Raw genomic sequence first — 26,403 nt, 5'->3', positions numbered from 1 at the left:
GACTACCGTGGGACGGATGACGACGTCCGAGGAGGCTCCGCGCACGCTCGCGGAGGACCTGCGCGCCCGCAGCGACGACGCGCTGCAGGTCCTGGTGCGCGCACGGCCCGACCTCGCGTCCCCTCCCCCGTCGGACATCGGCCAGCTCGCGTCCCGCGCCGCGTCGAGACCGTCGGTGCTGTGGGCCCTCGACCGTCTCGACACGGCTCACCTGTCGACGCTGGCGGCGATGGCGCTGCTCGAGCCTCCGGTCACGCGTGCAGCGCTCGAGCGGCAGGTCGACGCGCCCGACGACCGGATCGCAGCCATCGTCGCGCGGCTGCACGCCAGCGCCCTCGTCTGGGGGCGTCACGACGAGTGGAACGTGGTGCGCGAGGCGCGCGACGCGCTCCGCACCTACGGCCCGCGCGGTCCGTACGCAGGCCCGCCACCGGTCCGCACCCGCGAGGTCGACGACCGTCGCCGGCGCAACGCGAGCGCCGGCACCGTGATGGAGGTGCTCCAGCGTCTCGAGCAGCTTCTCGCCACGTGGGGCGAGTCGCCGCCGCCCGTGCTGCGCTCAGGCGGCAGAGGGGTTCGCGACGTCCGCAACGCGGCCACGATGCTCGGGGTCGATGTCGACCAGGTCGAGTTCCTGATCGGCGTCGCCGAGTCCGCACGTCTGCTCGGACGGGCCCCGGACGACAGCGCCGGTGAGGTCTGGGCGCCGACGACGCGCTTCGACGGCTGGCGCGACAGCCCGCCCGCGAGCAGGTGGGTCGAGATCGCGACCGCCTGGTTGACGGGTCCGGGGCGGCGCGTCCGCACCCAGGTGCTGCGCACGCTCTCGTCGCTCGACGGCGCCGCGTACGACGACGTCGAGGACGTCGTCGACGCCGCGGCCTGGGCGGTGCCGCGGGCCGACGACGAGCGCGACCTGCTGGTCCGGCGCACCTTGGTGGAGGCGGCCTGGTTGGGTGTCGTGACGCTCGACGCACTGAGTCCCGCCGGTGCAGGTCTCGGCCTGCCCGACGCCGCTGCCGTCGTCGAGGGGCTGCTCCCTTCGGCGGTCGACCACGTCCTGGTCCAGGCCGACCTCACCGCGGTCGCGCCTGGGCCCCTCGAGCCCGCCGTCCGCGAGCGGCTCGAGGACGTCGCCGACGTCGAGTCCCGTGGTGGCGCCACCGTCTACCGGTTCACGTCCGACTCGATCCGCCGCGCGCTCGACCGCGGCTGGCCGGCGAGCGAGATCCACGCCTTCGTCGAGCACGTCTCGGTGACCCCGATCCCGCAGCCGCTGACGTACCTCGTCGACGACACCGCGCGTCAGCACGGCCGGCTGCGACTGGGTGACGCCACCGCCTACCTGCGCTCCGACGACCCCGCCGAGCTCGACGCCCTCCTCGCCGATCCTTCCCTCGGGCCGACGCTGCACCGCATCGCACCGACGGTGGCGGTCAGCGGTGTCCGCCCCGACGTCCTCACCGAGAGGCTCGCCGCCGCCGGCCACCGTCCGGTGGACGAGGAGCCCGGCGGCGTCCTGCGCGTCCAGCGGCGCGACGTACGCCGTGCGGAGGTCGTCGACGTCGACCGCCGGTCTCCTGGAGACCCCGCAGAGACGGTCCGGGCGATCCGCGCCGGCGAGCTCGCGTCGTCGCTCCGCCCGGCTGACGGCCGCGACGTCGCACGCGGCTCGCTCGCCACGATGGCTCAGCTGCGCGAGGCCGCCGAGGACCAGCGGCGCATGTGGGTCGCCTACATGGATCAGGCCGGCACCCGCACCGAGCGCGTCGTCGAGCCGTTGCGCGTCGACGCGGGTTGGCTCACGGCGTTCGACCACCGGACGCAGAAGGTGCAGCGCTTCGCGGTCCACCGGATCGTCCAGGTAGCCTCCGCACCGTGACGGACCTGCCCGCGACGGCCGACGAGGCCGACCTGCCACCCCTGCCCGCAGCGAGCTTCTACGAGCGTGTCGACACGCACGCCTTCCGCTCGACCGCCGCCACCGAGAGCCCGTGGGACCCACGTGCTCAGCACGGCGGCCCGCCTGCGGCACTGCTGACCCGAGCGATCGAGGACGTCGTGGCCGGCGACGGGCTCGCGATCGGCAAGATCGACCTGGACTTCCTCGGCCCGATCCCCCAGGGCACCTGCGAGGTCGAGGTGACCACGCTGCGGCCGGGCCGACGCGTCCGGCTCGTCCAGGCGTCGCTGTCCAGCGACGGCCGAGCGGTCGTCGGAGCACGCGCGTGGCTGGTCTCGTACGACGAGGCGCGCGCACCCCGTACGGGGTCGGCCGCCTTCCCACCCGCCGTGCCCGACCCGCAGCCACAACCGCCGATGCCCGGGGCCGCTCCCGAGTGGGGCTACGGGCGGGCGATCGAGTGGCGCTACGTGAGCGGCGGGCTGTCGGGCCAGGCGCCGCCCGCCCAGGACGGGGTGACGCGGGCCTGGATGAGAGTGCGGGTCCCGCTGGTCGCCGGTGAACCGACGTCCGGCCTGCAGCGGCTGATGGTGGTCGCCGACTCCGCCAACGGCGTGAGCGCGACGCTGCCCTTCAGCGACTGGCTGTTCATCCCGCCGGGGCTCGGGGTGACGGCACAGCGACCGCCGGAGTCGGAGTGGCTCCTGCTGGAGGCCTCGTCGTGGAGCGAGACCCGCGGCACGGGGATGGCCCACGCCCGTGTGCTCGACGCCGTGGGCCTCTGCGCCTTCGTCGCTCAACCGCTGCTGGTAGCGCCCCGGGGATGATCCCGGGCGCAGATCACGCGCGTAACAGGCATCCGCCCCGCCACGACTTACACGTCAGCGGCCGGTCCGTCAGGTCCACAGCGATGCGCACCGCTTACGGCGCCTTGCCCCGCGGCTACGATTGCCCGATGGACTTCGTGGGGTACGCCGAGCGCGCCGCAGTGCTCGCGAACACGCCCCTCGGCTCCGTCGACGAGGTCCGCGCACACCTCGCCGGTCGCGAGTGGTTGGTGCCCCAGGTCACCGACCGTGACGTACGGGTGCTCCAGCGCTTCCAGCGTCGCCTCCGCACCGTGTTCGAGAACGGCGGCGCAGGCGAGACCCAGGGCGCGATCGGCGCGCTCAACGCCCTGCTCGCGTCGCACCGGATCACCCCGCTGATCGTCCCCACCGACGACGCCGGCACCGACTCCGGGCGTACGGCGAGCGGCTGGCGACTCCACGTCGCCGACCGTGCGGCGACCGTGGCCGACCTGCTCGTGGCGGAGTCGCTCATGGGCCTGTCGATCCTGGTGTGCGACCTCGGACCCGGACGCCTCGGCGTGTGCGCGTCGCAGGGCTGCAGCACGGCGTACGTGGACACCTCGCCCAACCACTCTCGCCGCTACTGCTCGGACCGGTGCTCGTCCCGGTCGAACGTGGCGGCGTACCGGGCGAGGAAGAAGGCGGGCACCCGAGCGCGCCGCTTGACCAGCGAGACCGATGGAGGAGACGCATGACCGGCGGCCCGCTGATCGTCCAGTCCGACAAGACGCTCCTGCTCGAGGTGGACCACGAGCAGGCAGCAGAGTGCCGGCGCGCCATCGCCCCGTTCGCGGAGCTGGAGCGATCACCCGAGCACATCCACACCTACCGCATCACGCCGCTCGGGCTGTGGAACGCACGCGCGGCCGGCCACGACGCGGAGCAGGTCGTCGACGCGCTCATGGACTACTCCCGCTACCCCGTCCCGCACGCGCTCCTCGTCGACGTGGCGGAGACGATGGCACGCTACGGGCGGCTCCGGCTCGAGAAGCATCCCGTGCACGGACTGGTCCTGATCACGACCGACCGTCCGGTGCTCGAGGAGGTCGTCCGCGCCAAACGGATCCAGGGAATGCTCGGCGAGCGGCTCGACGACGACACCGTCGCGGTCCACCCCAGCGAGCGGGGCGCCCTCAAGCAGGCCCTCCTCAAGGTCGGCTGGCCCGCCGAGGACCTCGCCGGGTACGTCGACGGTGAGGCGCACCCCATCGACCTGTCCGACGTCGACTGGCACATGCGGCCGTACCAGGCCGAGGCGGTCGAGTCCTTCTGGCACGGCGGCTCCGGTGTCGTCGTCCTCCCCTGCGGCGCCGGCAAGACGATCGTCGGCGCCGGCGCGATGGCCCAGGCCCGCGCGACGACGCTGATCCTGGTCACCAACACGGTCTCGGCGCGGCAGTGGAAAGAGGAGCTGCTCAGGCGGACGACGCTGACCGAGGACGAGATCGGCGAGTACTCCGGCGCCAAGAAGGAGATCCGACCCGTCACCATCGCCACGTACCAGGTGATGACGACCCGACGGAAGGGCGTCTACCAGCACCTCGAGCTGTTCGACGCCCGCGACTGGGGCCTGATCGTGTACGACGAGGTGCACCTGCTCCCGGCGCCCATCTTCAGGATGACCGCCGACCTGCAGGCGCGCCGTCGCATCGGGCTCACCGCGACGCTGGTCCGGGAGGACGGCCACGAGGGTGACGTCTTCAGCCTGATCGGTCCCAAGCGGTACGACGCCCCCTGGAAGGACATCGAGGCGCAGGGCTACATCGCTCCGGCCGACTGCGTCGAGGTCCGGGTGACGCTCGGCGACTCCGAGCGGATCGTCTACGCGACCGCCGAGGCGGACGTGCGCTACCGCCTGGCCGCCTCGACCGCCCGCAAGACCGAGGTCGTCGAGCGGCTGGTCGAGAAGCACCGAGGCGAGCCGACGCTCGTGATCGGCCAGTACATCGACCAGCTCGACGAGCTCGCCGAACGGCTCGGAGCGCCGGTCATCAAGGGAGAGACGTCGGTGAAGGAGCGCGAGTCCCTGTTCGCAGCGTTCCGCACCGGCGAGATCGACCTGCTCGTCGTCTCGAAGGTCGCGAACTTCTCGGTCGACCTGCCCGAGGCGTCGGTCGCGATCCAGGTGTCGGGCTCGTTCGGCTCGCGCCAGGAGGAGGCACAGCGGCTCGGGCGGCTGCTGCGGCCGAAGGGTGACGGCCGTACGGCGCGCTTCTACGCGGTCGTGGCCCGCGACACCGTCGACGCGGAGTTCGCCCAGCACCGCCAGCGCTTCCTGGCCGAGCAGGGCTACGCCTACCGGATCGTCGACGCCGACGACCTCTGAGCGATGAGATTCGCGCCTCGAGCGGGTCGACCCTGACGTACCGACCACGCTACGAGAGGAACGCGCATGCCTGGATTCCCCGATCTCGGACCGGCGACCCGTCGCGTCACCGAGCTCCTCAGCGGCGTCACCGACGACGGTCTGGGCGACCCGACGCCCTGCGACTACGACGTCGCGACCCTGCTCGACCACCTCGACGGCCTCGCCCTCGCGTTCACGCTCGCGGCACGCAAGTCCGACGACCCCGGTCTGGACGCACCGCCGGCCCCGTCGGCGGACCACCTCGCCGACGGCTGGCGCGACCGCATCCCCGCCCGCATGGCCGAGCTGGCCGAGGCGTGGCGCGCCCCGGAGGCGTGGACCGGTACGACGAAGGCGGGCGGCGTCACCCTGCCCGCCGAGGTCGCCGGCGTCGTCGCGCTCGACGAGGTGGTGCTGCACGGCTGGGACCTCGCTCGCGCGACCGGGCAGCCGTACGACGTCGACCCCGAGGCGCTCGCGGCGGTGCACGCGTTCGTCGAGGAGGCGGCGCGGCCCGAGGAGGCGGCCGGGCGCGAGGGACTCTTCGGCCCGCCGATCCGGCTGCCCGAGGAGGCCCCGCTCCTCGACCGGGTCGTCGCGCTGGCCGGCCGCTCACCGTCCTGGCCGCGGTGAACCGCAGGTGTCGTCTCGATGAGAGCGGTCTCATCGAGCCCTCACCTGATCCTCACCCCCGGTTGTTCTCTTGAAGGGACGACGAAGCCACACGAAGGGGAACATCATGACCAGCACCACGGTTCGCCACAGCCTCGCCCTCGGAGCCGCATCCCTGCTCGGGATCTCCGGGCTCGCTCTCGCGACAGGCACGGCCGCAGCAGCCCCGAACGCGACCTGCGGCGGGCTCCGGGCCACGATCGTCGGCACGAGCGGCGACGACGAGATCCGCGGCACGAACGGCCGCGACGTCATCGCCGGGCTCGGCGGCGAGGACGAGATCGCGGGACTCGGCGGCAACGACGTCATCTGCGGGGGCGCCGGAGAGGACGACATCGAGGGCGGGTCCGGCCACGACCGCCTCCGCGGCGGCAGCGGGGAGGACGACATCGAGGGCGACTCGGGCAACGACCGCATCTGGGGCGGTTCGGGGGGCGACGACCTGCAGGGCGGCTCAGGCAACGACCGCATCCGCGGCGGGTCGGGCAACGACGACATCGAGGGCGACCGCGGCCGTGACCGCCTCTGGGGCGGCGCGGGCAACGACAAGCTCGAAGGCGGAGCGGGCCGGGACTGGCTCCGAGGCGGGGCAGGTCGCGACCGGGTCTACCAGGGCTCGGACGACGACTGAGCCGACAACAGCCGTGGAACCCGGGTGCGCGATGATCGGACCATGGAGGCTGCGGCGCGCGAGAGCGCGGTCCACGTCGTCGTCCGGGGACGCGTCCAGGGCGTGTTCTACCGGGACACGCTGCGGCGCCGTGCCGACGCGGCGGGTGTTCGCGGATGGGTCCGCAACACCGAAGACGGGGCTGTCGAGGCGCTTCTGGTCGGGCGGCCGACCGCCGTCGATCGGCTGATCGAGTGGATGCGTTCCGGTCCAGAGGATGCCGTGGTCCTCAAGCTCGTGACCGAGCCGGCGACCGACCCGGGCGTCGACACGTTCGAGGTCCGGCCATGAGGGCCGCGAGGGTGTCCGCGGTGGACCGGTCACCGGCAGCGATCGGGTTCGGGCCGTAGATTGGATCAGGTGCACCCCCGCATACGGCTCGAGCTGGCGAAGCGCTGGTCCGAACCACACCGTGAGCATCACGACACGGACCACCTGGCAGAGGTCGTCCGCGCCGTGGACCTCCTCGCGTCCTCCGGGATGGCGTTCGACATCGACACCGTGAACACGGCCGCGTGGTTCCACGACGCCGTGTACGACGTCCACCGTGCCGACAACGTCGAACGCTCGGCGACGCTGGCGCAGCGTTGGCTGGGGCCGGGCGAGGGAGACCGCATCGCCCAGGTCGTCATGGCGACCACCGACCACGTCGCGGCCACGGGCGATGTCGAGAGCGCGGTGCTGTGCGACGCCGATCTGAGCATCCTCGGCGCCGACACGGAGCGCTACGACCGGTACGCCCATGCCATCCGGGTCGAGAACCTGCACGTCCCCGACGCCGAGTACAGGCGGCTGCGTTCCCGCGTCCTCGCCCGCTACCAGGCACGTTCCGAGCTGTTCGCGACTGCGGCGGCCCGTGAGCTCTGGGAGGACCAGGCCCGGGAGAACCTGGCCCGTGAGCTGACGCGCCTCGGTCGCCCCGTCGCGGTGTAGGGGTTGCCCCGCACGCCTAGTCTGGAGGCCGTGACCGAGTACCTCCTCGAGGCCCGTGCGCGGGTCCTGCACGACCTCGACGCGTGCCGTATGGCCGACGCCGCCGCCGTGTCAGCACTCGAGGCGGCGCTCAGCCAGCGCGGCTGGTGGGTCTCCCAGTGGCCGGACGGAGCGCCGTACGTCGTCGGGCTCGTCGCCCAGGACGTGCAGGACGCCCTCCTCGATGCCGGGAGTCGCTGGCCCCGCTGCGGCGCGTGCGACGAGGTCGCTGAGCACTCCCTCGGCGTGGAGCCGGAGCTCGGCGACGACCCTCACTGGGTCTGCACCGAGTCCGGGCTCGAGGTCGCACGGCTGGGCGCCCTGCGCGCGCCCCAGCAGACGGGTTGACCCGAGCGGCTCGCCCACGTCAGGATCTGCGCCGGCTCCTCACCAGCCGCCACAGGACGAACGCCACCAGGAGACCGACGAGCATGCGCGGGGCGTACCGGCGTGCGAGCACGGGCACCACGGTCGCACCCAGGTCGAGCTCTGCAGCCTCCGTCGCGAGCGTGTCGCCGGACGGCCCTCCGATCGGCGCGGGAGCGGGTGCGGCGACCGGAGCCGCAGCAGGCTGCGCGACGTCGCCGGACTCAGCCTCGCGCACCGGGGCGGAGTGACGCCCGCCGGCCGGCTCGACCGCCGGAGACGGCTCGACCGCCGGAGACGGCTCGACCGCCGGAGACGGCTCGACCGCGGGAGCAGGAGTGGTCAGACGGTCGCTGATGCAGCCGACGAACTGCGACAACAGCTTGTCGCTGACGTCCTGCATCACCCCGCGACCGAACTGCGCGGGCTTCCCGGTGATCGCGAGATCGGTCTGCACCTCGACCCGCGTGCCGTCTGCTTCCGGGAAGAGCCGTGCGGTCACCTTCGCCCCCGCCGTGCCCTGTCCTCGCTTGTCCTTGCCCCGCGCATCGATCACGACCCGACGCTGGGCCTCGTCACGCTCGACGTACGTCCCCGACCCGCCGTAGATCAGTGAGATCGGCCCGAGCTTGATCTTGATCGTGCCTGTGAAGTCGTTCTCGTCGACCACCTCCACCGTCGCCCCGGGCATGCAGGGGGCGATGGACTCGAGGTCGTTGAACGCGGCCCAGGTCGTCTCGATCGGTGCGGGGACGGTGAAGGTGTGCGTGAGCTCCATCAGGCGGTCGCCCCCCGCACCACGGCACGCTGCGTGAGGACGCGGGCAAGGTGCCGGCGGTAGTCCGCAGAGCCGTTGAGGTCGTCGGGCGGAGTCGTACCGTCGGAAACGCCGGCCACCGCGGCCTCGACGGCGTCCTTCACCGGCGCGACACCGATCAGGGCCTGCTCCACGGCGGTCGGGCGTACCGGTGTCGAACCCATGTTGGTCAGCCCCAGCCGCGCCTCCGCGATCGTGCCGCCCTCGACACGGAGGGTCGCCGCGACACCGACGATCGACCACTGCTGGGAGACGCGCACGAACTTCTCGTATGCGGCTCCCCACCCGGTGCGCTTCGGGATCCGCACGGCGGTGAGGATCTCGTCCTCGCCGACAGCGGTGGTGAACAGGTCGACGAAGAAGTCGTCCGCGGCCACCGTCCGTGCGCCCGACGGGCCTGTGATCTCGAAGCTCGCACCCAGCGCGAGAGCCGGCGCCGGCAGGTCGCCGGCGGGATCCGCGTGGACGAGCGCCCCGCCGAACGTGCCGCGATGGCGCACCTGAGGATCGGCCACGGTGCCGGCAGCCTCGGCCAGCAGAGCGGCGTGGTCACGGACGAGTCCGCTCGTCGCGACGTCGTGGTGCGGGGTCATGGACCCGATGACGAGCTCGTCGCCCTCCTCGCGGATGCCACGCAGCCCGTCGATGCGACCGAGGTCGACGATGAGCTCGGGCCCGGCGAGACGGAGCTTGAGGACCGGGATCAGGCTCTGCCCGCCGGCGAGGACCTTCACGTCGTCGCCGCCCTCGGCCAGCAGGCGTACGGCGTCCTCCACCGTGCCCGGAGACTCGTACTCGAACGCTGTCGGAATCACTGTGCTGTCCCCTCGTCCGTCCCTGTCTGGACCGCGCCCGTCGACGCGACGTCGCGTTCGGCGACCTCGGGGCTGTTCACCGTCGGTGCGGCGGCTTCGGCCCCCCGGCCCTTGTCCGCTCCCTGCAGCGCTGCCCAGACTCGGCTGGGAGAGCATGGCATGAGGATGTCATCGACTCCGAGATGTCGCACGGCGTCGATCACCCCGTTGACGATCGCGGGCGTCGACGCGATGGTCCCGGCCTCCCCCACTCCCTTCACGCCGAGCGCGTTGGTCGTGGACGCCGTCTCGGTGCGGTCGGTGACGAACGCCGGCAGGTCGGCCGCGCTCGGCACGAGGTAGTCGACGAAGGAACCGGTCACGAGCGTCCCGGCGTCGTCGTGGACCGCCTCCTCGAAGAGCGCCTGCGCGATGCCCTGGGCCAGACCGCCGTGGACCTGGCCCTCCACGATGAGCGGGTTGACGACGTTGCCGATGTCGTCGACGCACACGTACTTGCGCAGCGTCACCTGCCCCGTCTCGGTGTCGACCTCCATCGCGGCGAGGTGCGTGCCATGGGGGAACGAGAAGTTCTCCGGGTCGAACGTCGCGTCGGAGTCCAGGCTCGGCTCGACCCCGTCGGGCAGGTTGTGCGCGGCGAACGTTGCCAGCGAGACCTCCCCGAGGCCGACGCCCTGGTCGGTGCCGCGGACCGTGAACGTGCCGTCGGCGAACTCGAGGTCGTCCTCGGCAGCCTCGAGCAGGTGCGCGGCGATGACCTTCGCCTTCGCGATCACCTTGTCGGCCGCAGCGACGACCGCCATGCCGCCGACGGCGAGCGAACGGGAGCCGTACGTGTCGAGGCCCTTCTGCGCGATCGCGGTGTCACCGTGGAGCACCTCGACGTTCTCGAACGGCACGCCGAGCCGGTCGGCGACGATCTGGCTCCACGCCGTCTCGTGGCCCTGGCCGTGCGCACTCACGCCGGTGACGACCTCGACGTTGCCGGTCGGCAGCATCCGCACCTGGGCGTACTCCCAGCCGCCCGCGCCGTAGTCGAGGGAGCCGAGCACGCGTGACGGCGCAAGACCACACATCTCGGTGAACGTGGAGACACCGATGCCGAGCTGGACGGGGTCGCCCTCGTCCCTGCGCCGCTTCTGCTCGGCGCGCAGCTCGTCGTACCCGAACAGCTCGAGCGCCCGAGCGGTCGCTGCCTCGTAGTTGCCGGAGTCGTACTCGAGCCCGCACACGGTCGTGAACGGGAACTCCTCGTGCGTGATCCAGTTCTTGCGGCGAAGCTCGATCGGGTCCATGTCGAGCTCGGCCGCCAGATCGTCCATCAGCCGCTCGATCGCGAACGTCGCCTCGGGACGTCCGGCACCTCGGTAGGCGTCGGTCCAGACCTTGTTGGTGAACAGGTTCGTACACTCGAACCGGTAGGCCGGGATCTTGTAGATCGCCGGGAACATGAACGCTCCCAGGATCGGCACGCCCGACGTGACCAGACCGAGGTAGGCGCCCATGTCGGCGAGGAGCGCGACCTTGAGGCCCGTCACGACGCCGTCGCGGGTCGCGGAGAGGCTGAGGCGCTGCACCTGCGCTCGCCCGTGGTGGGCCGCGACCAGGGACTCCGAGCGGGTCTCCGTGTACTTGCAGGGCTTGCCCGTACGCCGTGCGGCGAGCATCGTGATGACCTCTTCGGGCGTCACCTGGAGCTTGCCGCCGAAACCGCCACCGACGTCGGGCGCGATCACCCGCACCTTCGACTCGGGGATGCCGAGGGTCAGCGCCAGCATGAGCCGCAGGATGTGCGGGACCTGGGTCGCCGACCACATCGTGATCTGCTCGCTGGTCGGGTCCACCACCGTGGACCGCGGTTCCATGAAAGCCGGGATGAGCCGCTGCTGGTAGTAGGTCCGGTCGACCCGGATCTCGTCGTCGGCGGCGTCGGCGTGCGCGAGCGCCCGCTCGACGTCACCGCCGGTGCCGGCCTCGCCGGAGTCGAAGACCCAGAGCGCGGACCTGTTCGTGCCGAGGTCGGGGTGCGCGAGGACGGTGTCCTTCTCGGCGTCCTCGAGGTCGAGGAGCACCGGGAGCTCGTCGTAGTCGACGTCGACCAGGTCGGCGGCGTCCTGCGCCTCCTTCTTGGAGCGTGCGACCACCACGGCGACGACCTCGCCCGCGAACGCCACCCGGTCGACGGCGATGGCCGGGTGCGGCGGCGCCTTCTGGTCCGGGGTGATCGGCCACGCGTTCGGGAGGCTGCCCTGGATGTCGGCGACGTCGGCACCGGTGATCACGGAAACCACGCCCGACGCGGCGCTCGCCTCGCTCGAGTCGATGTTGGTGATGCGGGCGTGCGCGAAGGGACTGCGCACCATCGCGAGGTGCAGCATCCCCGGCAGCACCATGTTGTCGGTGTAGCGCGAGCGCCCGGTGATCAGGCGCTGGTCCTCCTTGCGGCGTCGCGGCGCGCCGATCTCGGTGACCGTCATGCCACACCTGCCTCGGTGGAGGCCGGCGCCGCTGCGCCGCCCATCTCCTTCGCGCCGGCCTGGACCGCCTTGACGATGTTCTGGTAACCGGTGCACCGGCACAGGTTGCCCTCGAGGTTCTCGCGCACGGTCGCCTCGTCGGGCTCCGGGTGCTCGTTGGCGAGGTCGATGGACTGCATGATCATGCCTGGCGTGCAGAAGCCGCACTGGAGGGCGTGGCACTCGTGGAACGCCTGCTGCATCGGGTGCAGCGTGCCGTCAGCGGCAGCGATGCCCTCGATGGTGGTCACCTCGTGGCCGTCTGCCTGGACGGCGAACATCGTGCAGGACTTGATGCTGCGCCCGTCGAGGTGCACCGTGCAGGCGCCGCAGTTGGTGGTGTCGCAGCCCACGAGGGTCCCGGTCTTGCCGAGCTGCTCGCGGAGGTACTGGACGAGAAGAGTTCGCGGTTCGACGTCGTCGGCGTACCGCACCCCGTCGACGGTGAGACTGATCGGCTTCTTTGCCATTGGACTGGACTCCACTCCGCTCGGCGAGGGCAGGCGCCCGACTGGTTGAAGCCTTTCCTACACCCGAGTGACGTGGATCACAACGCGATCGCAAAGACTGGTGCCGTCTCGAGGCACCCCGCTCATCGGCGTTTGAGGTGTCCACACCCCAAGTACCGCGATCGCACCTCCCACATGAGGTGGGATCGGGAAATCTGAGGTGTGAACACCTCAAACGCCGCGCACCGGAAATGCGGAGGGCTGGTCACTCCACCTCGTGGTGGATGCGACCGTCCCGCTCGGTCAGCCGGTCGCCGCGGCCGCCCCACTGGAGGGCGATGATCTCCGCCGCGATCGAGACCGCCGTCTCCTCGGGCGTACGGGCTCCGAGGTCGAGACCGATCGGGCTCGACAGCCGTGCGAGCTCGTCCTCGGCGAGCCCGGCATCGCGGAGCCGCGCGAGGCGGTCGTCGTGGGTGCGCCGCGACCCCATGGCACCGACGAACGCCGGCCGGTGGGGTGGCTCCAACCGCAGCGCGAGCTCGAGCAGCGGCACGTCGAACTTGGGGTCGTGGGTGAGGACGCAGATGACCGTACGCTCGTCGATCGCGCCGGCCTCGACCTGCTTGGCGAGGTACTTGTGGGGCCAGGAGACGACGACCTCGTGCGCGTCGGGGAACCGCGCGGCCGTCGTGAAGACGGGGCGGGCGTCGCACACGGTCACCTGGTAGCCGAGGAACGCTCCCTGCCGCGCGACCGCGGCGGCGAAGTCGATCGCGCCGAAGACCAGCATGCGTGGCTTCGGGGCGTACGACGCGACGAACACGCGCATGCCCTCGCCACGGCGCTCACCGTCAGGTCCGTACGTCAGGGTCGCGGTGCGTCCGGCAGCGAGGAGTCCGCGGACGTCGTCGGCGACGGCGGCATCGGCACGGTCGGAGCCGAGCGAACCGGTGGCCTGCTCGGGACGGACCACCATCCGGCGCCCGAGCCAGCCGGCCTCCGGGTGCGCGATCACCGTGGCGACGGCCACCGGTCGGCCGGACTCGATGTCGGCAGCGACCTCACCGAGCTCCGGGAAGGTCGACTGCGACACCGGCTCGACGAACACGTCGAGGATGCCGCCGCAGGTGAGTCCGACCGCGAACGCGTCGTCATCGCTCACGCCGTACCGCTGGAGCGTCGGGGCACCCGACCCGACGACCTCCTGCGCCAGCTCGTACACCGCGCCCTCGACGCAGCCGCCGGACACCGAGCCGTACGCGCTGGCGTCCGGTGCGACGACCATCGAGGCGCCGGCCGGTCGCGGCGCCGACCGGAAGGTCTGCACCACAGTGGCGACCCCGGCGGTCTCTCCGGACTTCCACGTCTCCAGCAGCTCGTCGAGCACGTCGCGCATGTAATCCAGCCTACGTCGGTGGCGCTGGTCTCCGGGCGGTTCGACTTTCCGTTGGGCCCCACGGAGAGTCGCTGCCCCACCGCAACGTTCCGGTGGGGCAGCACGTCTCCGTGGGGCCCAACGGAAAGTGATCACCGCGGGGAGTCAGCGACCGACCTCGTCGAGGAGTGCCTGGAACGCTGCGAGCGAGTGACCGGCCACGAGCGCGTCGAGGTGCGGGTGCACCGCGGCGATCCCACCCTGTACGGGGGCGTAGCCGGGGCGCCCGCGGTGCGGGTTCGCCCACAGCACCCGGTACGCCAGGCGCTGCAGGCGCTGGACCTGCTCACCGAGCAGCACGGGGTCGCCGCGCTCCCATCCGTCGCTCGCGACGACGACGACCGCTCCCCGAGCCATGCCCCGCTGTCCCCACCGGTCGACGAAGGCCCGCAGCACCTCGCCCAGGCGGGTGCCCCCCGACCAGTCGGGGACGGCGGCGCCTGCCGCGGTGAGCGCGTCCTCGGCGTCGCGCAGCCGCATCGCAGCCGTCACCCGGGTCAGCCGCGTGCCGAGCGTGAAGACCTCGACCTGCCGCGGCGACGCGCTGACGAGGCGGTGCGCGAGCCGCAGCAGGCTGTCGGCGTACGCGCTCATCGAGCCGGAGACGTCGACGAGCAGCACGACGCGCCGCGGCCGCCGACGCGGGGCGCGGAACCGCAGCGGTCCTGGCTCGCCGGCGCGGCGGAGCTGGTCGCGCAGGGTGCGGGTGGGGTCGAGGTCGCCTCGGCGGTGCGGCGTACGGCGTGGGCTGCGGCGCAGCGGGACGCTCACGTCGAGCCCGTCGAACATCCGCGCCACCGCCGCACGCTCGGATGCGGACAGGGAGGCGACGTCGCGGTGCCGCAGCGTCTCGGTCCGGCTGGCCACCATCGCCACCTGCTGGTCGTCCCCGGAGCCGGTGCCGCCCTCGTCGGCGTCCTCGAGGCCGGCCTGCACCACGACCTGCGGGGACGGCTGCGTCCGCGTCCGCAGCCGGGGCTCCTCCGGGGAGAACCACGCCGCGAAGACCTTGTCGTACGTCACCACGTCGTCCGGCTCGGCGCACAGCGTGGCGCGACCCGCCCAGTAGACGTCGCTGCGCCGGTCCGGACCGAGGACGCTCACGGCCTCGAGGAACGCCTGCGTCCGGTCCGCGGTCACGCCGGTGCCCGCCTCGCGCAGCGCCTTGGCGAACCCGATGAAGATCGCGACGTCGGCCATCGGGTCAGGCGAGCATCGACGAGAGCGACTCTCGGACGCGGTCGATGTCCTCGCGGTACTTGCAGACCGCCCCGATCGTCGCCGCCGCGGTCTCGAGGTCGAGCTCGTCACGCTCCAGCCGGACCAGCGCCGTCGTCCAGTCGAGCGTCTCCGCGACACCCGGCGGCTTGAGCAGGTCGCCGCGGGTGCGCAGGTCCTGGACGACCTGGACCACCTGCTCGGCGAGACGCTGCGAGACCTCCGGCATCCGCGTACGGACGATCTCGATCTCGCGGGCCATGCCTGGGTGCTCGATCCAGTGGTAGAGGCAGCGCCGCTTGAGGGCGTCGTGGAGCTCGCGGGTCCGGTTGGACGTCAGCACGACGATCGGCGGGACCGCTGCGCGCACGGTGCCGAGCTCGGGGATCGTCACCTGGTTGGTCGAGAGCACCTCGAGAAGGAACGCCTCGAACTCGTCGTCGGCACGGTCGATCTCGTCGACGAGCAGCACCGCGGGGGCCTCCCGCAACGCGCGCAGGATCGGGCGCGCCAGCAGGAAGCGCTCGTCGAACAGCGACTGCTCCACCGCGTCGGGATCGACCTCGGCCGGGTCCGCCGTCGCCTCGACCGTCCGCAGGTGCAGGATCTGGCGCGGGAAGTCCCAGTCGTACAGCGCCTGCGTGGCATCGATGCCCTCGTAGCACTGCAGACGGATGAGCGGCACCTCGTACGCGGCGGCGAGGGCCTCCGCGAGCGCGGTCTTGCCGGTGCCGGGCTCACCCTCGAGCAGGAGCGGACGCTGCATCGCGAGCGCGAGGTACGCGATGGTGCCGAGGCCCTCGTCGGCGAGATAGCCGACCTGGCCGAGGTCCGCGACGAGCTCGTCGCTGCTGCGAGGCTGCTTCACGCGATCAGCCTATTGCGGCGGCGGCGACGGCGTGTCCTGATCGCGTCCCGTCGCGAGGTCGCCGCACTCGACCGCGAGCGCGCCGTGGTCGGCGAGATAGCGGCGTCCGCCCTCGTCGCCCGACAGCGTCGCCGCCATCGCCGCCCAGTGGTCGCGCCCGATGAGCACGGGGTGGCCTGGCCTGCCGTCGTACGTGGCGCGGGCGAGGACCGCAGCCCGGTCGGCGGCGGCGTCGGCCTGTTCGAGCATCCGTCGCACCACGTCCGGACCGACGTCAGGCAGGTCGACGAGCGCCACCACTGCGGCATCGGCGCCGGACGCAGCACCGAGATGTGCCAGCGCCGCACGCAGGGATGCGCCCATCCCCTGCTCCCAGTGCACGGCCGGAACCACCTCGGGCGCGGGCCGCAGGATCCCGAGCGCCTCCGTCACGCGCTCGGGCTCGGCTCCGACCAGGACCATCACCGGATCGCAACCACCATCACGCAGGACGCGGACGCCGCGGCGTACCCAGGGCTCTCCGCCTGTGTCCTTCACCAACGCCTTCGGCATACCCATCCGGCGCCCGGCGCCCGCCGCCAGAAGGACTCCCGTGACGTTCGCTCGGTCCGTCATCCCGCGATCCTGCCATCTCGCCTCGCGACGTGGAGCGGAGGAGCACACTGATGACGTGACCGTCTCCGTCGACAGCAGCGCCGTCCTCGCCCACCTCGACCCCGACCAGATCGCCGCCGACCTGGCAGCACTCGTCGGCCTTGCGCCCGTCGACGGCACCGTCGGCGAGGTGGCGGCGAGCCACTGGTGCGCCGATCGGCTGACCGAGCTCGGCGCCGAGGTCGACCACTGGGAGCTCGACCTTCCGACCCTGCGTCAGGAGACCGAGTTCCCCGGCATCGAGGTCGAGCGGACCGAGGCGTGGGGCACCGTCGGCATCGTGCCCGGGGAGAGCGGCGGCGTGCCCGCGCTCGCACTCTCGGGTCACCTCGACGTGGTCCCACCCGGAGACTCCGCGCTGTGGGCCGACGATCCCTTCACCGTGCGGGAGCGTGACGGTCGCTGGCACGGTCGAGGGGTGTGCGACATGCTCGGCGGCGTCGCGGCGGTCCTCGGCGCCGTCCACGCGCTCCGCACGAGCGGCATCCGCCTCGCCCGCCCCCTGGCGGTCCACACGGTGATCGGCGAGGAGGACGGCGGCCTCGGTGCGTACGCGACGTTGCGACGCGGTCATACCGCCGACGCGTGCGTGATCGCCGAGCCGACCGCCGGACACGTCGTGACCGACAACGCCGGGTCGCTCACGTTCCGGCTCGTCGTCCGTGGCCGCGCCGCGCACGGCTCGATGCGTACCAGCGGCATCAGCGCCCTCGACGGTCTCGACGTCGCCCGCGAGGTGCTCCGAGAGCTCGAGGCGCAGCGCAACACCGGCGTGGGCGAGCGCTTCGCCCACCTGTTGCTGCCGTTCCCGATCTCGATCGGCACCGTCCACGCCGGCGACTGGGCCAGCACCGTCCCTGACGTGTGCGTGGCCGAGGGTCGGTTCGGAGTACGCCCGGGCGAGCCCGTGGCCGCTGCGCAGGCGACCCTGCGTGCAGCGCTCGACGAGGCAGGTCGCGGCGACCTCTGGCTGCGTGACCACCCGATCGAGGTGTCGTTCCCGGGCGGGACGTTCGCGCCCGGACGGCTCCCCGACGACCATCCGCTCCTCGACGTCGTCCAGGATGCCGCCGCGGGGGCAGGCGCTCCCCGCCCGCGTGCGACGGGCGCGCCGTACGGCTCCGACCTCAGGCTGTACGCCGCGGCCGGGGTGCCGACCGTCCAGTACGGCCCCGGGGACATCGCGAACGCCCACGCGGTGAACGAGTACGTCGAGATCGACGAGGTCGTGCGGTGCGCGCGGGCGTACGTGCTCACGGCGCTGCGTCTGTGCGGCTGACGTCGATCGAGAGGAACGGCTTGGCCCGTCCGTCCGGGACGGGTTGGAGCGACAGCGTCACCTCGGCGCCGCCGGCCGGCTGGGTGGTCGACCACGGCAGGTCGCCGTCACTGTCGAGCCCGGGCGTCTCGAGGTCGAGGTCGTCGGCCCACGCTCGGACGACGTCGACGGCCTCGCCCTGCGAGGTCGTACGCCGGTTGACCTTGACGGACGTGACCACGTCCTCGTCGGTCCAGACGGTCACGGCGTCGGCGTCGGAGGAGAGCTCGGTGCCGTCCGGCAGCACGAGCTCGACACGATCCGAGCCGTAGTCGTACACCCCGGGGAAGCCGGGCATCTGCTCCTTGTCGAGCGATGCGGCCGTCACGGGCTCACGCAGATCGAGCTCCAGCGTGTCGGGATCGCTGGTCAGACCCACCCAGACGACCACGGCGATCGCGACAGCGGCGACGACCGCGAGCATCGACGCTCCCGCCCACACGAGCGGGCGCCCTCCCGGGCGACGAGACAACCCACCGGCCAGGAGAAGACCCATGCCCAGCACGGCGAGGCCGAGCAGCACGAGCGCCGCCAGCGCTACGAGGAGGCCGGCGGCGAGTCCGGAAGCGCCCACGTGTCAGCGGCGATCGCCCTTGCGGCGTTCGAGCATCCGACGGACGCGGGTCTGGTCCTGTCCGAGGACCTTGGACAGGAGCTGGACCCGGAAGACGTAGGCGGCGGCGACCAGCGCGATGATGATGAGGAGCCAGAGCATGGGCTCAGCCTACGTCGGCGGGATAGCCTCGTACGATGCTCCGCCTCGCCGCCGCCCTCACCGCCGCCACCCTCGTGGCCTCGGCAGGGTACGCCGCGGCCTCCGCGTCCACCGCGCCGACGCGGCCGACCGTGAGCGACGGCGCGGTGCCGGCGCCCTCCTCCGCGAGCCCGCACGCTGGATCCGTGTCACGTGCAGCGGCTCCGCTCGCGGGCACGACGATCGTGATCGATCCCGGCCACCAGCTCGGCAACAGCCGCTTCCCGCGCCAGATCAACCGGCCCGTGGCTGCCGGCGGTCTCCGCAAGGCGTGCAACACGACCGGGACGGCGACGAACGCCGGCTTCCCGGAGGCGACATTCACCTGGCGCGTCGCCAAGCGGCTGCGGGCGATGCTGCGGGCGCGGGGCGCGACCGTCGTGATGACCCGCACCCGCAACAGCCGGGCACTGTGGGGCCCGTGCGTCGACGTCCGCGGCAAGCTCGGCAACAAGGGATACCGCGGTCGTACCCGTGCCGCCGACCTAAAGATCAGCATCCACGGTGACGGCGCTGCGGCGTCGGGACGTGGATTCCACGTGATCGTGACGAGCAGGCGCGGCGCCGTCGTACGCTCCGCGCGCCTCGGCCGGCTGACCCGTAGCGCGCTCGAGGACCGCGGGTTCCGCCGTTCGACCTACACCGCGGCCGGGACCGCGCTCGTCCGACGCGGCGACCTGGGCACCCTCAACCTCAGCCGCATCCCGACCGTGATGGTCGAGCTCGGCAACATGCGCAACCCCAGGGACGCACGCACGATGCGGGCCAAGGCGGGCCAACGGCGGTACGCCCGCGCGCTCGCCGTCGCTGCACAGAGCTATCTGGGACGCTGACGTCCGTCGGTCGACGACCGTAGGCTGCGACGGTGGCCCCCACGCATCGCATCCTGCACCTGTCCGACACCCACGTGTCCCGCACCGGGCCTGACGAGGACGGCGTCGACGCGGTCGCCTCGCTCGAGCAGATCCTCGACGACGTCCGTCACGTTCCCGATCTCGACGTGGTGCTGGTGACCGGTGACATCGCCGACGACGGGTCGTACGAGGGATGCGTCGCCGTCCGTGACCTTGTGGGCGCCTTCGCCGAGGAGCGCGGCATCCCGCACGTCTACACGACCGGCAACCACGACGATCGTGAGGCGTTCGGGCGCGCGCTCGGATCGGGCCACCTCGGCCCCGACGGTCGCGACGTCGGCAGGCTCGCAGGCGGGACGAGCGGCAAGCGCGCCGCGGTGAGCGAGGTGCGGGGGCTCCGAGTCGTCACGCTCGACAGCCTCGTCCCGGGTTCGGTGCACGGCGAGCTCGACGGCGGTCAGCTGGCGTGGTTGCGGGGGCGTCTCGCCACCCCGGCGCCCTCCGGCACCGTCGTCGCGCTCCACCACCCTCCGCTGCACGTCGACTGGTCGCCGTTCATGCGCGACCACGGCCTCCACGACCGTGACCAGCTTGCCGCCGCGGTGGCAGGTGCCGACGTCCATGCGGTGCTGTGCGGGCACTTCCACCTCCAGCTCTCCGGGATGGCGAACGGCGTGCCGGTGTGGTCGACACCGGGCGTCGTCACACGGAACGACCGCACGTGTCCGCCGGAGCTGATCCGCGGTGTGCTGGGGGCGTCCGCGACAGTGGTCGACCTCGGTGGGCCCTTCTCACCGACGTTCCACACGCTGCACGCGCGTGACCCGCGGGCCGGCGAGCAGGTCTACCTCGTGGACCCGACGTCGTGGGACGACGTCGAGTCGGAGTGAACGTCCGGCCGCAGCGGGTCGGCCGTCATCGCGTCAGCGACGGCGTGCTCCTCCGGGCCACCCTCGGCACGCAGCCCAGCGACCACGCCCGCACGGTCGGCGTCGGAGCGGTTCTGGCTCAGCTTGGCCTTGCCGGCGACCGAGGTCACCAGGACCTCGATCCCGACGATGCCCCGCAGCTGGCCCTCGACGTACGCCTCCGGAGCATCGGTCACCTGCCACGGCTCGGGCCGCGGTCGCTCGTGCACCACAGTCAGGCGGGTGACGGCGTCCCGCAGCCACCCGGCCTCGCGGTGGACACGGACCGACCCGCGCAGCTCGACCCGGCTGTAGTTCCAGGTCGGCACGACGCGCCCGTGCTCGGCCTTCGCGGCGTACCAGGACGGCGACACGTACGCCTGAGGTCCCGTCACGACGACCAGGGCGGGCGAGCCGTCGTCGATCGTGCGCCAGTGCGGGTTCGCGACCGCCATGTGCGCGATCACCCGGTCCTCGTCGCGCAGCCACACCAGCGGGAGCCGGGTGGCGTACGGGAGCCCGTCGGCGTCCGCAGTCACGAGGTCACCCGCTCCCGCACTCGAGATCAGCGCGTCGATCGCGGCGGGGTCGTCGAGGGCGTTGGCTCGCGGCACGTACACAGCTCCACGGTACGACGGAGGCGCCCGCTGGCGTGGTCGGGCGACCTGAATGAACCGATCGCCCGCCCGACAACGTCCTTGAGACCATGACCCCTGAAGAGCGCGAATCCTTCGAAGCGTTCGTCGCCGTCCGCTGGACACCGATGTTCCGGCTCGCCCACGCCCTGACCGGCAACCGGAGCGATGCGGAGGACGTCGTGCAGTCCGCGTTCGCCAAGGCGTACTCGTCGTGGCAACGCGTCCAGGTCGCCGACCACCCCGACGCCTACGTACGCCGCATGGTCGTCAACGAGGCACGCGACGGGTGGCGCCGACGATGGCGGCACGTCGAGCGGTCGGTCCCCGACGTACCGGAGCGCGGGAACGTCGGTCACGCCGACGCGGTCGCGACCTCCGACCAGGTGTGGCGGTGCCTCCAGCGGCTCCCCGCGAAGCAGCGTGCCGTGGTGGTCCTCCGCTACTTCGAGGACCTGAGCGAGCGTGAGGTGGCGACCGTCCTCGGGATCCCGCCAGGGACCGTCAAGAGCCGTGCGAGCGCGGCAATGCGCGCCCTGCGCGCCGAGCTGGGTGCACGCGGCCACCGGCTCGCCCCGGAAGACGAACCCGACTCCGACCTCGCCCCGCAACCCACGATCGATCTCGGAAGGAGCCCGGCATGAACCTCGAGACGCTCGTTCACGACTCGGTCACGGACCACACGGCAGGCCACGTCCCTGCCCCCGACCTGGCGGCGATCACCGGACGCGAGCTCCGCCGTCGGGTCCCCCGGCTGGCGCTCGTCCCCGTCGTCACCGCCGCGGCCGCCGGTGCACTCGTCCTCGGCACCGTCCTCCTCCGGCCCCTCCTGCACGACAGCCAGCCACCGGTGAGCGTGCAGCCGACCTCGGGACTCCATGCCCACCTCGTCGGGTCGACCCACATCTCGATCCTGGGCACGGCGCACCCCCGCACCCACGGGGGTCCACGCGGGATGGCCGTCGCCACCCCCGAGGGCGTCGTCTACCTGGGCGACGACCGTCGGCCGTACCTGATGACGCCGGACGGGCACGAGACGCCGATCGGAGATCCGGTGAGCCGCGACGACGGATGGTTCCCCAGCCTGGCCGCCGACGTCGAGTCCTCCGTCGTCGCCTGGACGAGTCGCGCCGGAGGCCGCACGACTGTGCACGTCTACGACGTCGCCGAGGGTACGGAGCAGGCTCGACGCGTCCCGCTCGAGAAGTCGTCCGCCGAGGCTCCCGCCGACGACGGGGTCGTCCACGGCGTCTCGCGCGGTGTCGTGGTGATCGAGATGAAGATGGGGTCCGGTGGTGAGTACCGGGTCTGGAACACCCGACGAGACGACGGGTTCTTCGAGCCCGAGACGGCCGGTGACGTCCTGGTCGCCGCCGTCGCCGGACGCACCATCCTCACGTCCGGTGACGGCGAGCTCGGCCGGGGCGGACCCGGCGGAGGCCTCGAGGGCTGGACCGTCGTCCCGTTGAAGGGCGACGAGCGTGACGAGCAGCAGTACCTCGCCCCCGACGGGCGGCTGAGGCTGCTGGCCGGGAGCTGGGTCCAGCGGGACGGCCGACCGGGCGATCCGATCGTCGCCGAGGACGTCCGGACCGGACAGCGCACGGAGCTGCAGATCGACGAGCAACGTCTCGACATCCCTCAGGTCACGTTCGACACCGACGGGAGCCCGATGGTGCTCACACGGCTCGAGGGCCGTAAGGGCTGGACGCTCTACGACTGCGACGTGCCCCAGCGCGGCGTCGAGTCCGTCGAGTGCCGGGCACAGTCGACCGAGATCAGGAAGGCGATGTTCCCCGGCGAGGACACGTTCTGACATCACCGCACAGACGACGACGCCCCGCCGGTCCGAAGACCGACGGGGCGTCGTACGTGGTGCGTCAGACGGTGGCTCCGATCAGCTGTGCTGATCGTTCTGATCGCGAGCGATCAGAAGCCCATGCCGCCCATGTCGCCCATGTCGCCGCCCGGCATGGCCGGAGCGTTCTTCTCGGGCTTGTCGGCGACGACGGCCTCGGTGGTGAGGAAGAGCGCCGCGATCGAGGCTGCGTTCTGCAGCGCCGAGCGGGTCACCTTGGCCGGGTCGAGGATGCCCTCGGCGATGAGGTCGACGTACTCGCCGGTCGCCGCGTTGAGACCGTGACCGGCGGGGAGGCCCTGGACCTTCTCCGCCACGACTCCGCCCTCGAGGCCGGCGTTGATCGCGATCTGCTTCAGCGGAGCGGTCGAGGCCGAGCGCACGATCTGCGCACCGGTGGCCTCGTCACCTTCGAGCTCCAGCTTCTCGAACGCCGCAGCGGTCGCCTGGACGAGCGCGACGCCGCCACCGGCGACGATGCCCTCCTCGACGGCAGCCTTCGCGTTGCGAACGGCGTCCTCGATGCGGTGCTTGCGCTCCTTGAGCTCGACCTCGGTGGCCGCGCCGACCTTGATGACCGCAACACCGCCGGCGAGCTTCGCCAGGCGCTCCTGCAGCTTCTCGCGGTCGTAGTCCGAGTCGGAGTTCTCGATCTCGGCGCGGATCTGGTTGACCCGGCCGGTGATCTGGTCCTCCGAGCCACCGCCGTCGACGATGGTGGTCTCGTCCTTGGTCACGACGACCTTGCGGGCCGTGCCGAGCAGCGAGAGGTCAGCGTTCTCGAGCTTGAGGCCGACCTCCTCGCTGATGACCTCGCCACCGCTGAGGATGGCGATGTCGGTCAGCATGGCCTTGCGGCGGTCGCCGAAGCCCGGGGCCTTGACGGCGACGGACTTGAACGTGCCACGGACCTTGTTGACGATCAGGGTGGCCAGCGCCTCGCCCTCGATGTCCTCGGCGATGATCAGCAGCGACTTGCCCGACTGCATGACCTTCTCGAGGACCGGCACGAGGTCCTTGACGTTCGAGATCTTGGAGTTGGCGATGAGGATGTAGGGATCCTCGAGCACCGCCTCCATGCGCTCGGGGTCGGTGTAGAAGTACTGCGAGATGTAGCCCTTGTCGAAGCGCATGCCCTCGGTGAGCTCGAGCTCGAGACCGAAGGTGTTGCTCTCCTCGACGGTGATGACGCCTTCCTTGCCGACCTTGTCCATCGCCTCGGCGATGATCTCGCCGACGGTGGGGTCAGCAGCGGAGATCGAGGCCGTCGAAGCGATCTGCTCCTTGGTCTCGACGTCCTTGGCCATCCCGAGCAGCTGCGCGCTGACGGCCTCGACGGCCTTCTCGATGCCACGCTTGAGCGCGATCGGGTTGGCGCCGGCCGCGACGTTGCGCAGGCCCTCGCGCACGAGCGCCTGGGCGAGCACGGTGGCGGTGGTGGTGCCGTCGCCAGCGACGTCGTCAGTCTTCTTGGCGACCTCCTTGACGAGCTCGGCGCCGATCTTCTCGTAGGGATCCTCGAGCTCGATCTCCTTGGCGATGCTCACACCATCGTTGGTGATGGTGGGGGCGCCCCACTTCTTCTCGAGGACGACGTTGCGGCCCTTGGGGCCGAGGGTCACCTTGACGGCGTCGGCGAGGGTGTTCATCCCGCGCTCGAGGCCGCGACGGGCTTCCTCGTTGAATGCAATGGTCTTCGGCATGCTCCCGCGATTCCTCCGCGTAGAGGTGGATGGCCCAGGGGATGCCCGCGACGGACGGCCCGCGTCCACGACGAACCCTTCCCGCCGCGACCTTCGAACCTCATCGTCCTGGTCCGTTCGTGCTGTGCTTTGGCACTCGCCAGAGACGAGTGCTAATGCCATTTTTAGCACTCGGTCCCTGAGAGTGCAAAGAGTGGGGCGGACCGATGAGTTCGGCGTCGCCGGCTGGTCCCTGCTCCACACCCGACGGAAGGACCTGCCCGTGGCCACCTCGCTCTACCATGCCACTGCCAGCCTCGACGGCTTCATCACGGGCCCCGGCGAGGAGTTGAGCTGGCTCCTCGACCCCACCATGGGCGGCCCGAACGCGATCGTCGACACGGTGATCGCAAACATCGGCGCGCTGCTCGTCGGCGGGAGGACGGCGCACTGGCAGCCGCCGGGCGCCCAGCCCGACGACATCGAGGAGCTCACGGGCAAGCCGTTCGGCGGCGCGTGGGAGGGCCCGATCGTCATCCACACCCACGATCCGGAGGAGGCGCCGGCCAGCGAGGACCACGTGCACGTGACCGGCACCGTCGAGGAGGCGTACGCGGTCGCGGCCGAGGCCGCCGGCGACAAGTACGTCGTCGTCCTCGGCGCCGTCACGTCGCGGCGGCTCCTCGAGGCGGGACTCCTCGACGAGGTCCTGCTGCACGTCGTCCCACGGTTCGTCGGGGACGGCACCCGGGTGCTCGAAGCACCCGGCGGCCTCCCGGTGGCCCTGGAGTGGCTCGACCGGTCGACCTCGGGCGACGTGCAGAACCTGTGGGCGCGCGTCGTGCGCTGACCCGTCAGCCCAGCTCCGCCGCCACGTCCTCCAGCACCCTCAGCACGCGGCGTACGGCTGCCCGCTCGGCGCGGTCGGGGCGAGCGAGGGCAAACACGTGCCGCCCCGCGCGGACGCCGTCGAGCCGCAGGAGGCGTACGCCCTTGGCCTCGGCAGCTCGCCGCCACAGACGGGGCAGCAGGGCGACTCCCTGACCGGCCGCGACGAACGCGGCGACCACGTGGTTGTCGAGGAACCGCTGGACGACCCGCGGCTGGCGTCCGTCGACCGCGAGCATCGGCAGCAGCAGGTCGAACGGGTGTCCGACCGGGACGCCGATCCACGGCTCGTCGACCAGGTCCTGGGGTCGGACGCTGCCGGCGTCGGCGAGCCGGTGCTTCGCGGGAACCGCGACGTCGAGCGGCTCGCGCAGCAGCGGCGTGACGTGCAGGCGGGTCGTCGCCGGGTCGGGCACCGCGAGCACGGAGTGACCGAGGACCAGGTCGTGGTCGGCGGTCGCAGCCGCGAGCTCGTACTCGGCGAGATCGAGGTCGCTGAGCCGCAGCGTGACCCCCGGAGCCTCGACGGCGAGGCGGGGCAGCAGCGGTGCGAGCAGCATCTCCGCCCCGCTCGGGAATGCCGTGACCGTCACCTCTCCGGTCACGCCGCCGCGGAACTCCTCGAACCTGGCCCGGGTCCGCGCGACCGCCTCCGCCACCTCGACCGCACCGTCGGCGAGCAGCGCGCCGGCGTCGGTGAGCCGGACCCCGCGCCCCTCGCGCACGACCAGGACAGCGCCCAGGTCGCGCTCGAGCGCCTTGATCGCCTGCGAGACGGCGGAGGGTGTCCGGTACGTCGCGTCGGCGACCGCGGTGATGCTTCCCCGCTCAGCGAGCTCGCGCAGCATCGCCAGCTTCTCCACGTCCATCCCGGCGGTTTCCATGAAGGAACGCTACAACGTCAGCGAAGCAATAGTCGCTTGTGCTTCATCCTGGTTCACCCGCACGCT

28 protein-coding genes are annotated in these 26,403 nt (G+C 71.9%); 15 read left to right on the top strand and 13 right to left on the bottom strand.

The features are described from left to right. Positions 1–16 precede the first annotated feature (16 nt). From AB3M34_RS04760 to AB3M34_RS04720, 9 genes are all read left to right on the top strand, one after another. Complete coding sequence (locus AB3M34_RS04760; protein WP_370617942.1) at positions 17–1,882, top strand: helicase-associated domain-containing protein; 1,866 nt, start codon at positions 17–19, stop codon at positions 1,880–1,882. Next, positions 1,879–2,730 carry a thioesterase family protein gene (locus AB3M34_RS04755; RefSeq protein WP_370617941.1) on the top strand — a complete coding sequence of 284 codons (852 nt, stop codon included), beginning with the start codon at positions 1,879–1,881 and terminating at the stop codon, positions 2,728–2,730. Before AB3M34_RS04760 ends, AB3M34_RS04755 begins: the two co-directional genes overlap by 4 nt. A gap of 128 nt (positions 2,731–2,858) precedes the next feature. Continuing rightward, positions 2,859–3,449 carry a CGNR zinc finger domain-containing protein gene (locus AB3M34_RS04750; RefSeq protein ID WP_370617940.1) on the top strand — a complete coding sequence of 197 codons (591 nt, stop codon included), beginning with the start codon at positions 2,859–2,861 and terminating at the stop codon, positions 3,447–3,449. Continuing rightward, complete coding sequence (locus AB3M34_RS04745; RefSeq protein WP_370617939.1) at positions 3,446–5,080, top strand: DNA repair helicase XPB; 1,635 nt, start codon at positions 3,446–3,448, stop codon at positions 5,078–5,080. Before AB3M34_RS04750 ends, AB3M34_RS04745 begins: the two co-directional genes overlap by 4 nt. A gap of 66 nt (positions 5,081–5,146) precedes the next feature. Further along, a complete protein-coding gene (locus tag AB3M34_RS04740; RefSeq protein ID WP_370617938.1) occupies positions 5,147–5,734 on the top strand; it encodes a TIGR03086 family metal-binding protein in 588 nt (195 codons plus the stop codon). A gap of 106 nt (positions 5,735–5,840) precedes the next feature. Then, positions 5,841–6,404, top strand: coding sequence for a calcium-binding protein (locus AB3M34_RS04735; RefSeq protein ID WP_370617937.1), 564 nt, complete (start codon positions 5,841–5,843; stop codon positions 6,402–6,404). 42 nt (positions 6,405–6,446) lie between these two features. Next, positions 6,447–6,734, top strand: coding sequence for an acylphosphatase (locus AB3M34_RS04730; RefSeq protein WP_370617936.1), 288 nt, complete (start codon positions 6,447–6,449; stop codon positions 6,732–6,734). Positions 6,735–6,803: 69 nt separating this feature from the next. Further along, positions 6,804–7,376 carry a metal-dependent phosphohydrolase gene (locus AB3M34_RS04725; RefSeq protein WP_370617935.1) on the top strand — a complete coding sequence of 191 codons (573 nt, stop codon included), beginning with the start codon at positions 6,804–6,806 and terminating at the stop codon, positions 7,374–7,376. A gap of 30 nt (positions 7,377–7,406) precedes the next feature. After that, a complete protein-coding gene (locus AB3M34_RS04720; protein WP_370617934.1) occupies positions 7,407–7,763 on the top strand; it encodes a hypothetical protein in 357 nt (118 codons plus the stop codon). Positions 7,764–7,782: 19 nt separating this feature from the next. Here AB3M34_RS04720 and AB3M34_RS04715 read toward each other — a convergent pair whose 3' ends face one another. The 8 genes from AB3M34_RS04715 to AB3M34_RS04680 all read right to left on the bottom strand — a co-directional run bounded on the left by AB3M34_RS04715 (position 7,783) and on the right by AB3M34_RS04680 (position 16,517). Further along, positions 7,783–8,559 (bottom strand): SRPBCC family protein, encoded by a 777-nt coding sequence (locus tag AB3M34_RS04715; protein ID WP_370617933.1) that lies wholly within the window; start codon positions 8,557–8,559, stop codon positions 7,783–7,785. Then, entirely contained in the window at positions 8,559–9,413 is an 855-nt protein-coding gene (locus AB3M34_RS04710) for an FAD binding domain-containing protein (protein ID WP_370617932.1), read from the bottom strand. The genes AB3M34_RS04715 and AB3M34_RS04710 overlap by 1 nt, the downstream gene beginning before the upstream one ends. Beyond that, positions 9,410–11,890, bottom strand: a complete 2,481-nt coding sequence (locus tag AB3M34_RS04705; protein WP_370617931.1) for a xanthine dehydrogenase family protein molybdopterin-binding subunit — start codon at positions 11,888–11,890, stop codon at positions 9,410–9,412. The genes AB3M34_RS04710 and AB3M34_RS04705 overlap by 4 nt, the downstream gene beginning before the upstream one ends. Next, the gene (locus AB3M34_RS04700; protein WP_370617930.1) at positions 11,887–12,399 is read right to left on the bottom strand and encodes a (2Fe-2S)-binding protein; all 513 of its coding nucleotides are present in this window, start codon (positions 12,397–12,399) and stop codon (positions 11,887–11,889) included. The genes AB3M34_RS04705 and AB3M34_RS04700 overlap by 4 nt, the downstream gene beginning before the upstream one ends. A gap of 244 nt (positions 12,400–12,643) precedes the next feature. Continuing rightward, complete coding sequence (locus tag AB3M34_RS04695; protein ID WP_370617929.1) at positions 12,644–13,777, bottom strand: XdhC family protein; 1,134 nt, start codon at positions 13,775–13,777, stop codon at positions 12,644–12,646. A 144-nt stretch (positions 13,778–13,921) separates the two neighbouring features. After that, on the bottom strand, positions 13,922–15,016 hold the full coding sequence (locus AB3M34_RS04690; RefSeq protein WP_370617928.1) for a vWA domain-containing protein: 1,095 nt from the start codon (positions 15,014–15,016) through the stop codon (positions 13,922–13,924). A gap of 4 nt (positions 15,017–15,020) precedes the next feature. Continuing rightward, a complete protein-coding gene (locus tag AB3M34_RS04685) occupies positions 15,021–15,902 on the bottom strand; it encodes an AAA family ATPase (RefSeq protein ID WP_370617927.1) in 882 nt (293 codons plus the stop codon). Positions 15,903–15,911: 9 nt separating this feature from the next. Next, the gene (locus tag AB3M34_RS04680) at positions 15,912–16,517 is read right to left on the bottom strand and encodes a nucleotidyltransferase family protein (protein WP_370617926.1); all 606 of its coding nucleotides are present in this window, start codon (positions 16,515–16,517) and stop codon (positions 15,912–15,914) included. A gap of 55 nt (positions 16,518–16,572) precedes the next feature. Here AB3M34_RS04680 and AB3M34_RS04675 point away from each other — a divergent pair, with 55 nt between their 5' ends. Then, the gene (locus AB3M34_RS04675) at positions 16,573–17,835 is read left to right on the top strand and encodes an ArgE/DapE family deacylase (RefSeq protein WP_370617925.1); all 1,263 of its coding nucleotides are present in this window, start codon (positions 16,573–16,575) and stop codon (positions 17,833–17,835) included. On the opposite strand, the gene AB3M34_RS04670 is transcribed toward AB3M34_RS04675, so the two are convergent. After that, complete coding sequence (locus AB3M34_RS04670) at positions 17,810–18,448, bottom strand: hypothetical protein (RefSeq protein WP_370617924.1); 639 nt, start codon at positions 18,446–18,448, stop codon at positions 17,810–17,812. The genes AB3M34_RS04675 and AB3M34_RS04670 overlap by 26 nt on opposite strands. A 3-nt stretch (positions 18,449–18,451) precedes the next feature. After that, a complete protein-coding gene (locus tag AB3M34_RS04665; protein ID WP_370617923.1) occupies positions 18,452–18,589 on the bottom strand; it encodes a hypothetical protein in 138 nt (45 codons plus the stop codon). Between the two features lie 35 nt (positions 18,590–18,624). Between AB3M34_RS04665 and AB3M34_RS04660 the strand changes: the two genes are divergently transcribed. After that, positions 18,625–19,461: an N-acetylmuramoyl-L-alanine amidase family protein gene (locus AB3M34_RS04660; RefSeq protein ID WP_370617922.1), complete on the top strand. Its 837-nt coding sequence runs from the start codon at positions 18,625–18,627 to the stop codon at positions 19,459–19,461. Positions 19,462–19,493: 32 nt separating this feature from the next. Next, on the top strand, positions 19,494–20,372 hold the full coding sequence (locus AB3M34_RS04655; protein WP_370617921.1) for a metallophosphoesterase family protein: 879 nt from the start codon (positions 19,494–19,496) through the stop codon (positions 20,370–20,372). On the opposite strand, the gene AB3M34_RS04650 is transcribed toward AB3M34_RS04655, so the two are convergent. Continuing rightward, positions 20,327–21,010: an FMN-binding negative transcriptional regulator gene (locus AB3M34_RS04650; RefSeq protein WP_370617920.1), complete on the bottom strand. Its 684-nt coding sequence runs from the start codon at positions 21,008–21,010 to the stop codon at positions 20,327–20,329. The two genes, AB3M34_RS04655 and AB3M34_RS04650, sit on opposite strands and share 46 nt — an antisense overlap. Before the next feature lie 86 nt (positions 21,011–21,096). Between AB3M34_RS04650 and AB3M34_RS04645 the strand changes: the two genes are divergently transcribed. Next, positions 21,097–21,669, top strand: coding sequence for a SigE family RNA polymerase sigma factor (locus AB3M34_RS04645; RefSeq protein ID WP_370617919.1), 573 nt, complete (start codon positions 21,097–21,099; stop codon positions 21,667–21,669). Continuing rightward, entirely contained in the window at positions 21,666–22,841 is a 1,176-nt protein-coding gene (locus AB3M34_RS04640) for a hypothetical protein (protein WP_370617918.1), read from the top strand. The genes AB3M34_RS04645 and AB3M34_RS04640 overlap by 4 nt, the downstream gene beginning before the upstream one ends. 113 nt (positions 22,842–22,954) lie before the next feature. On the opposite strand, the gene groL is transcribed toward AB3M34_RS04640, so the two are convergent. Next, complete coding sequence (gene groL / locus AB3M34_RS04635) at positions 22,955–24,586, bottom strand: chaperonin GroEL (RefSeq protein WP_370617917.1); 1,632 nt, start codon at positions 24,584–24,586, stop codon at positions 22,955–22,957. A 193-nt stretch (positions 24,587–24,779) separates the two neighbouring features. Between groL and AB3M34_RS04630 the strand changes: the two genes are divergently transcribed. Next, the gene (locus tag AB3M34_RS04630) at positions 24,780–25,415 is read left to right on the top strand and encodes a dihydrofolate reductase family protein (RefSeq protein ID WP_370617916.1); all 636 of its coding nucleotides are present in this window, start codon (positions 24,780–24,782) and stop codon (positions 25,413–25,415) included. A 4-nt stretch (positions 25,416–25,419) separates the two neighbouring features. Here the strand turns inward: AB3M34_RS04630 and AB3M34_RS04625 are convergent, their stop codons facing one another. Beyond that, a complete protein-coding gene (locus AB3M34_RS04625) occupies positions 25,420–26,337 on the bottom strand; it encodes a LysR family transcriptional regulator (protein WP_370617915.1) in 918 nt (305 codons plus the stop codon). Positions 26,338–26,403 lie beyond the last annotated feature (66 nt).

Source organism: Mumia sp. Pv4-285 (assembly GCF_041320275.1).
GTDB classification, from domain to species: Bacteria; Actinomycetota; Actinomycetes; order Propionibacteriales; family Nocardioidaceae; genus Mumia; species Mumia qirimensis.
Note: the sequence above shows the minus strand (reverse complement) of the source record. Positions and strands in the feature narration are given on the sequence as shown.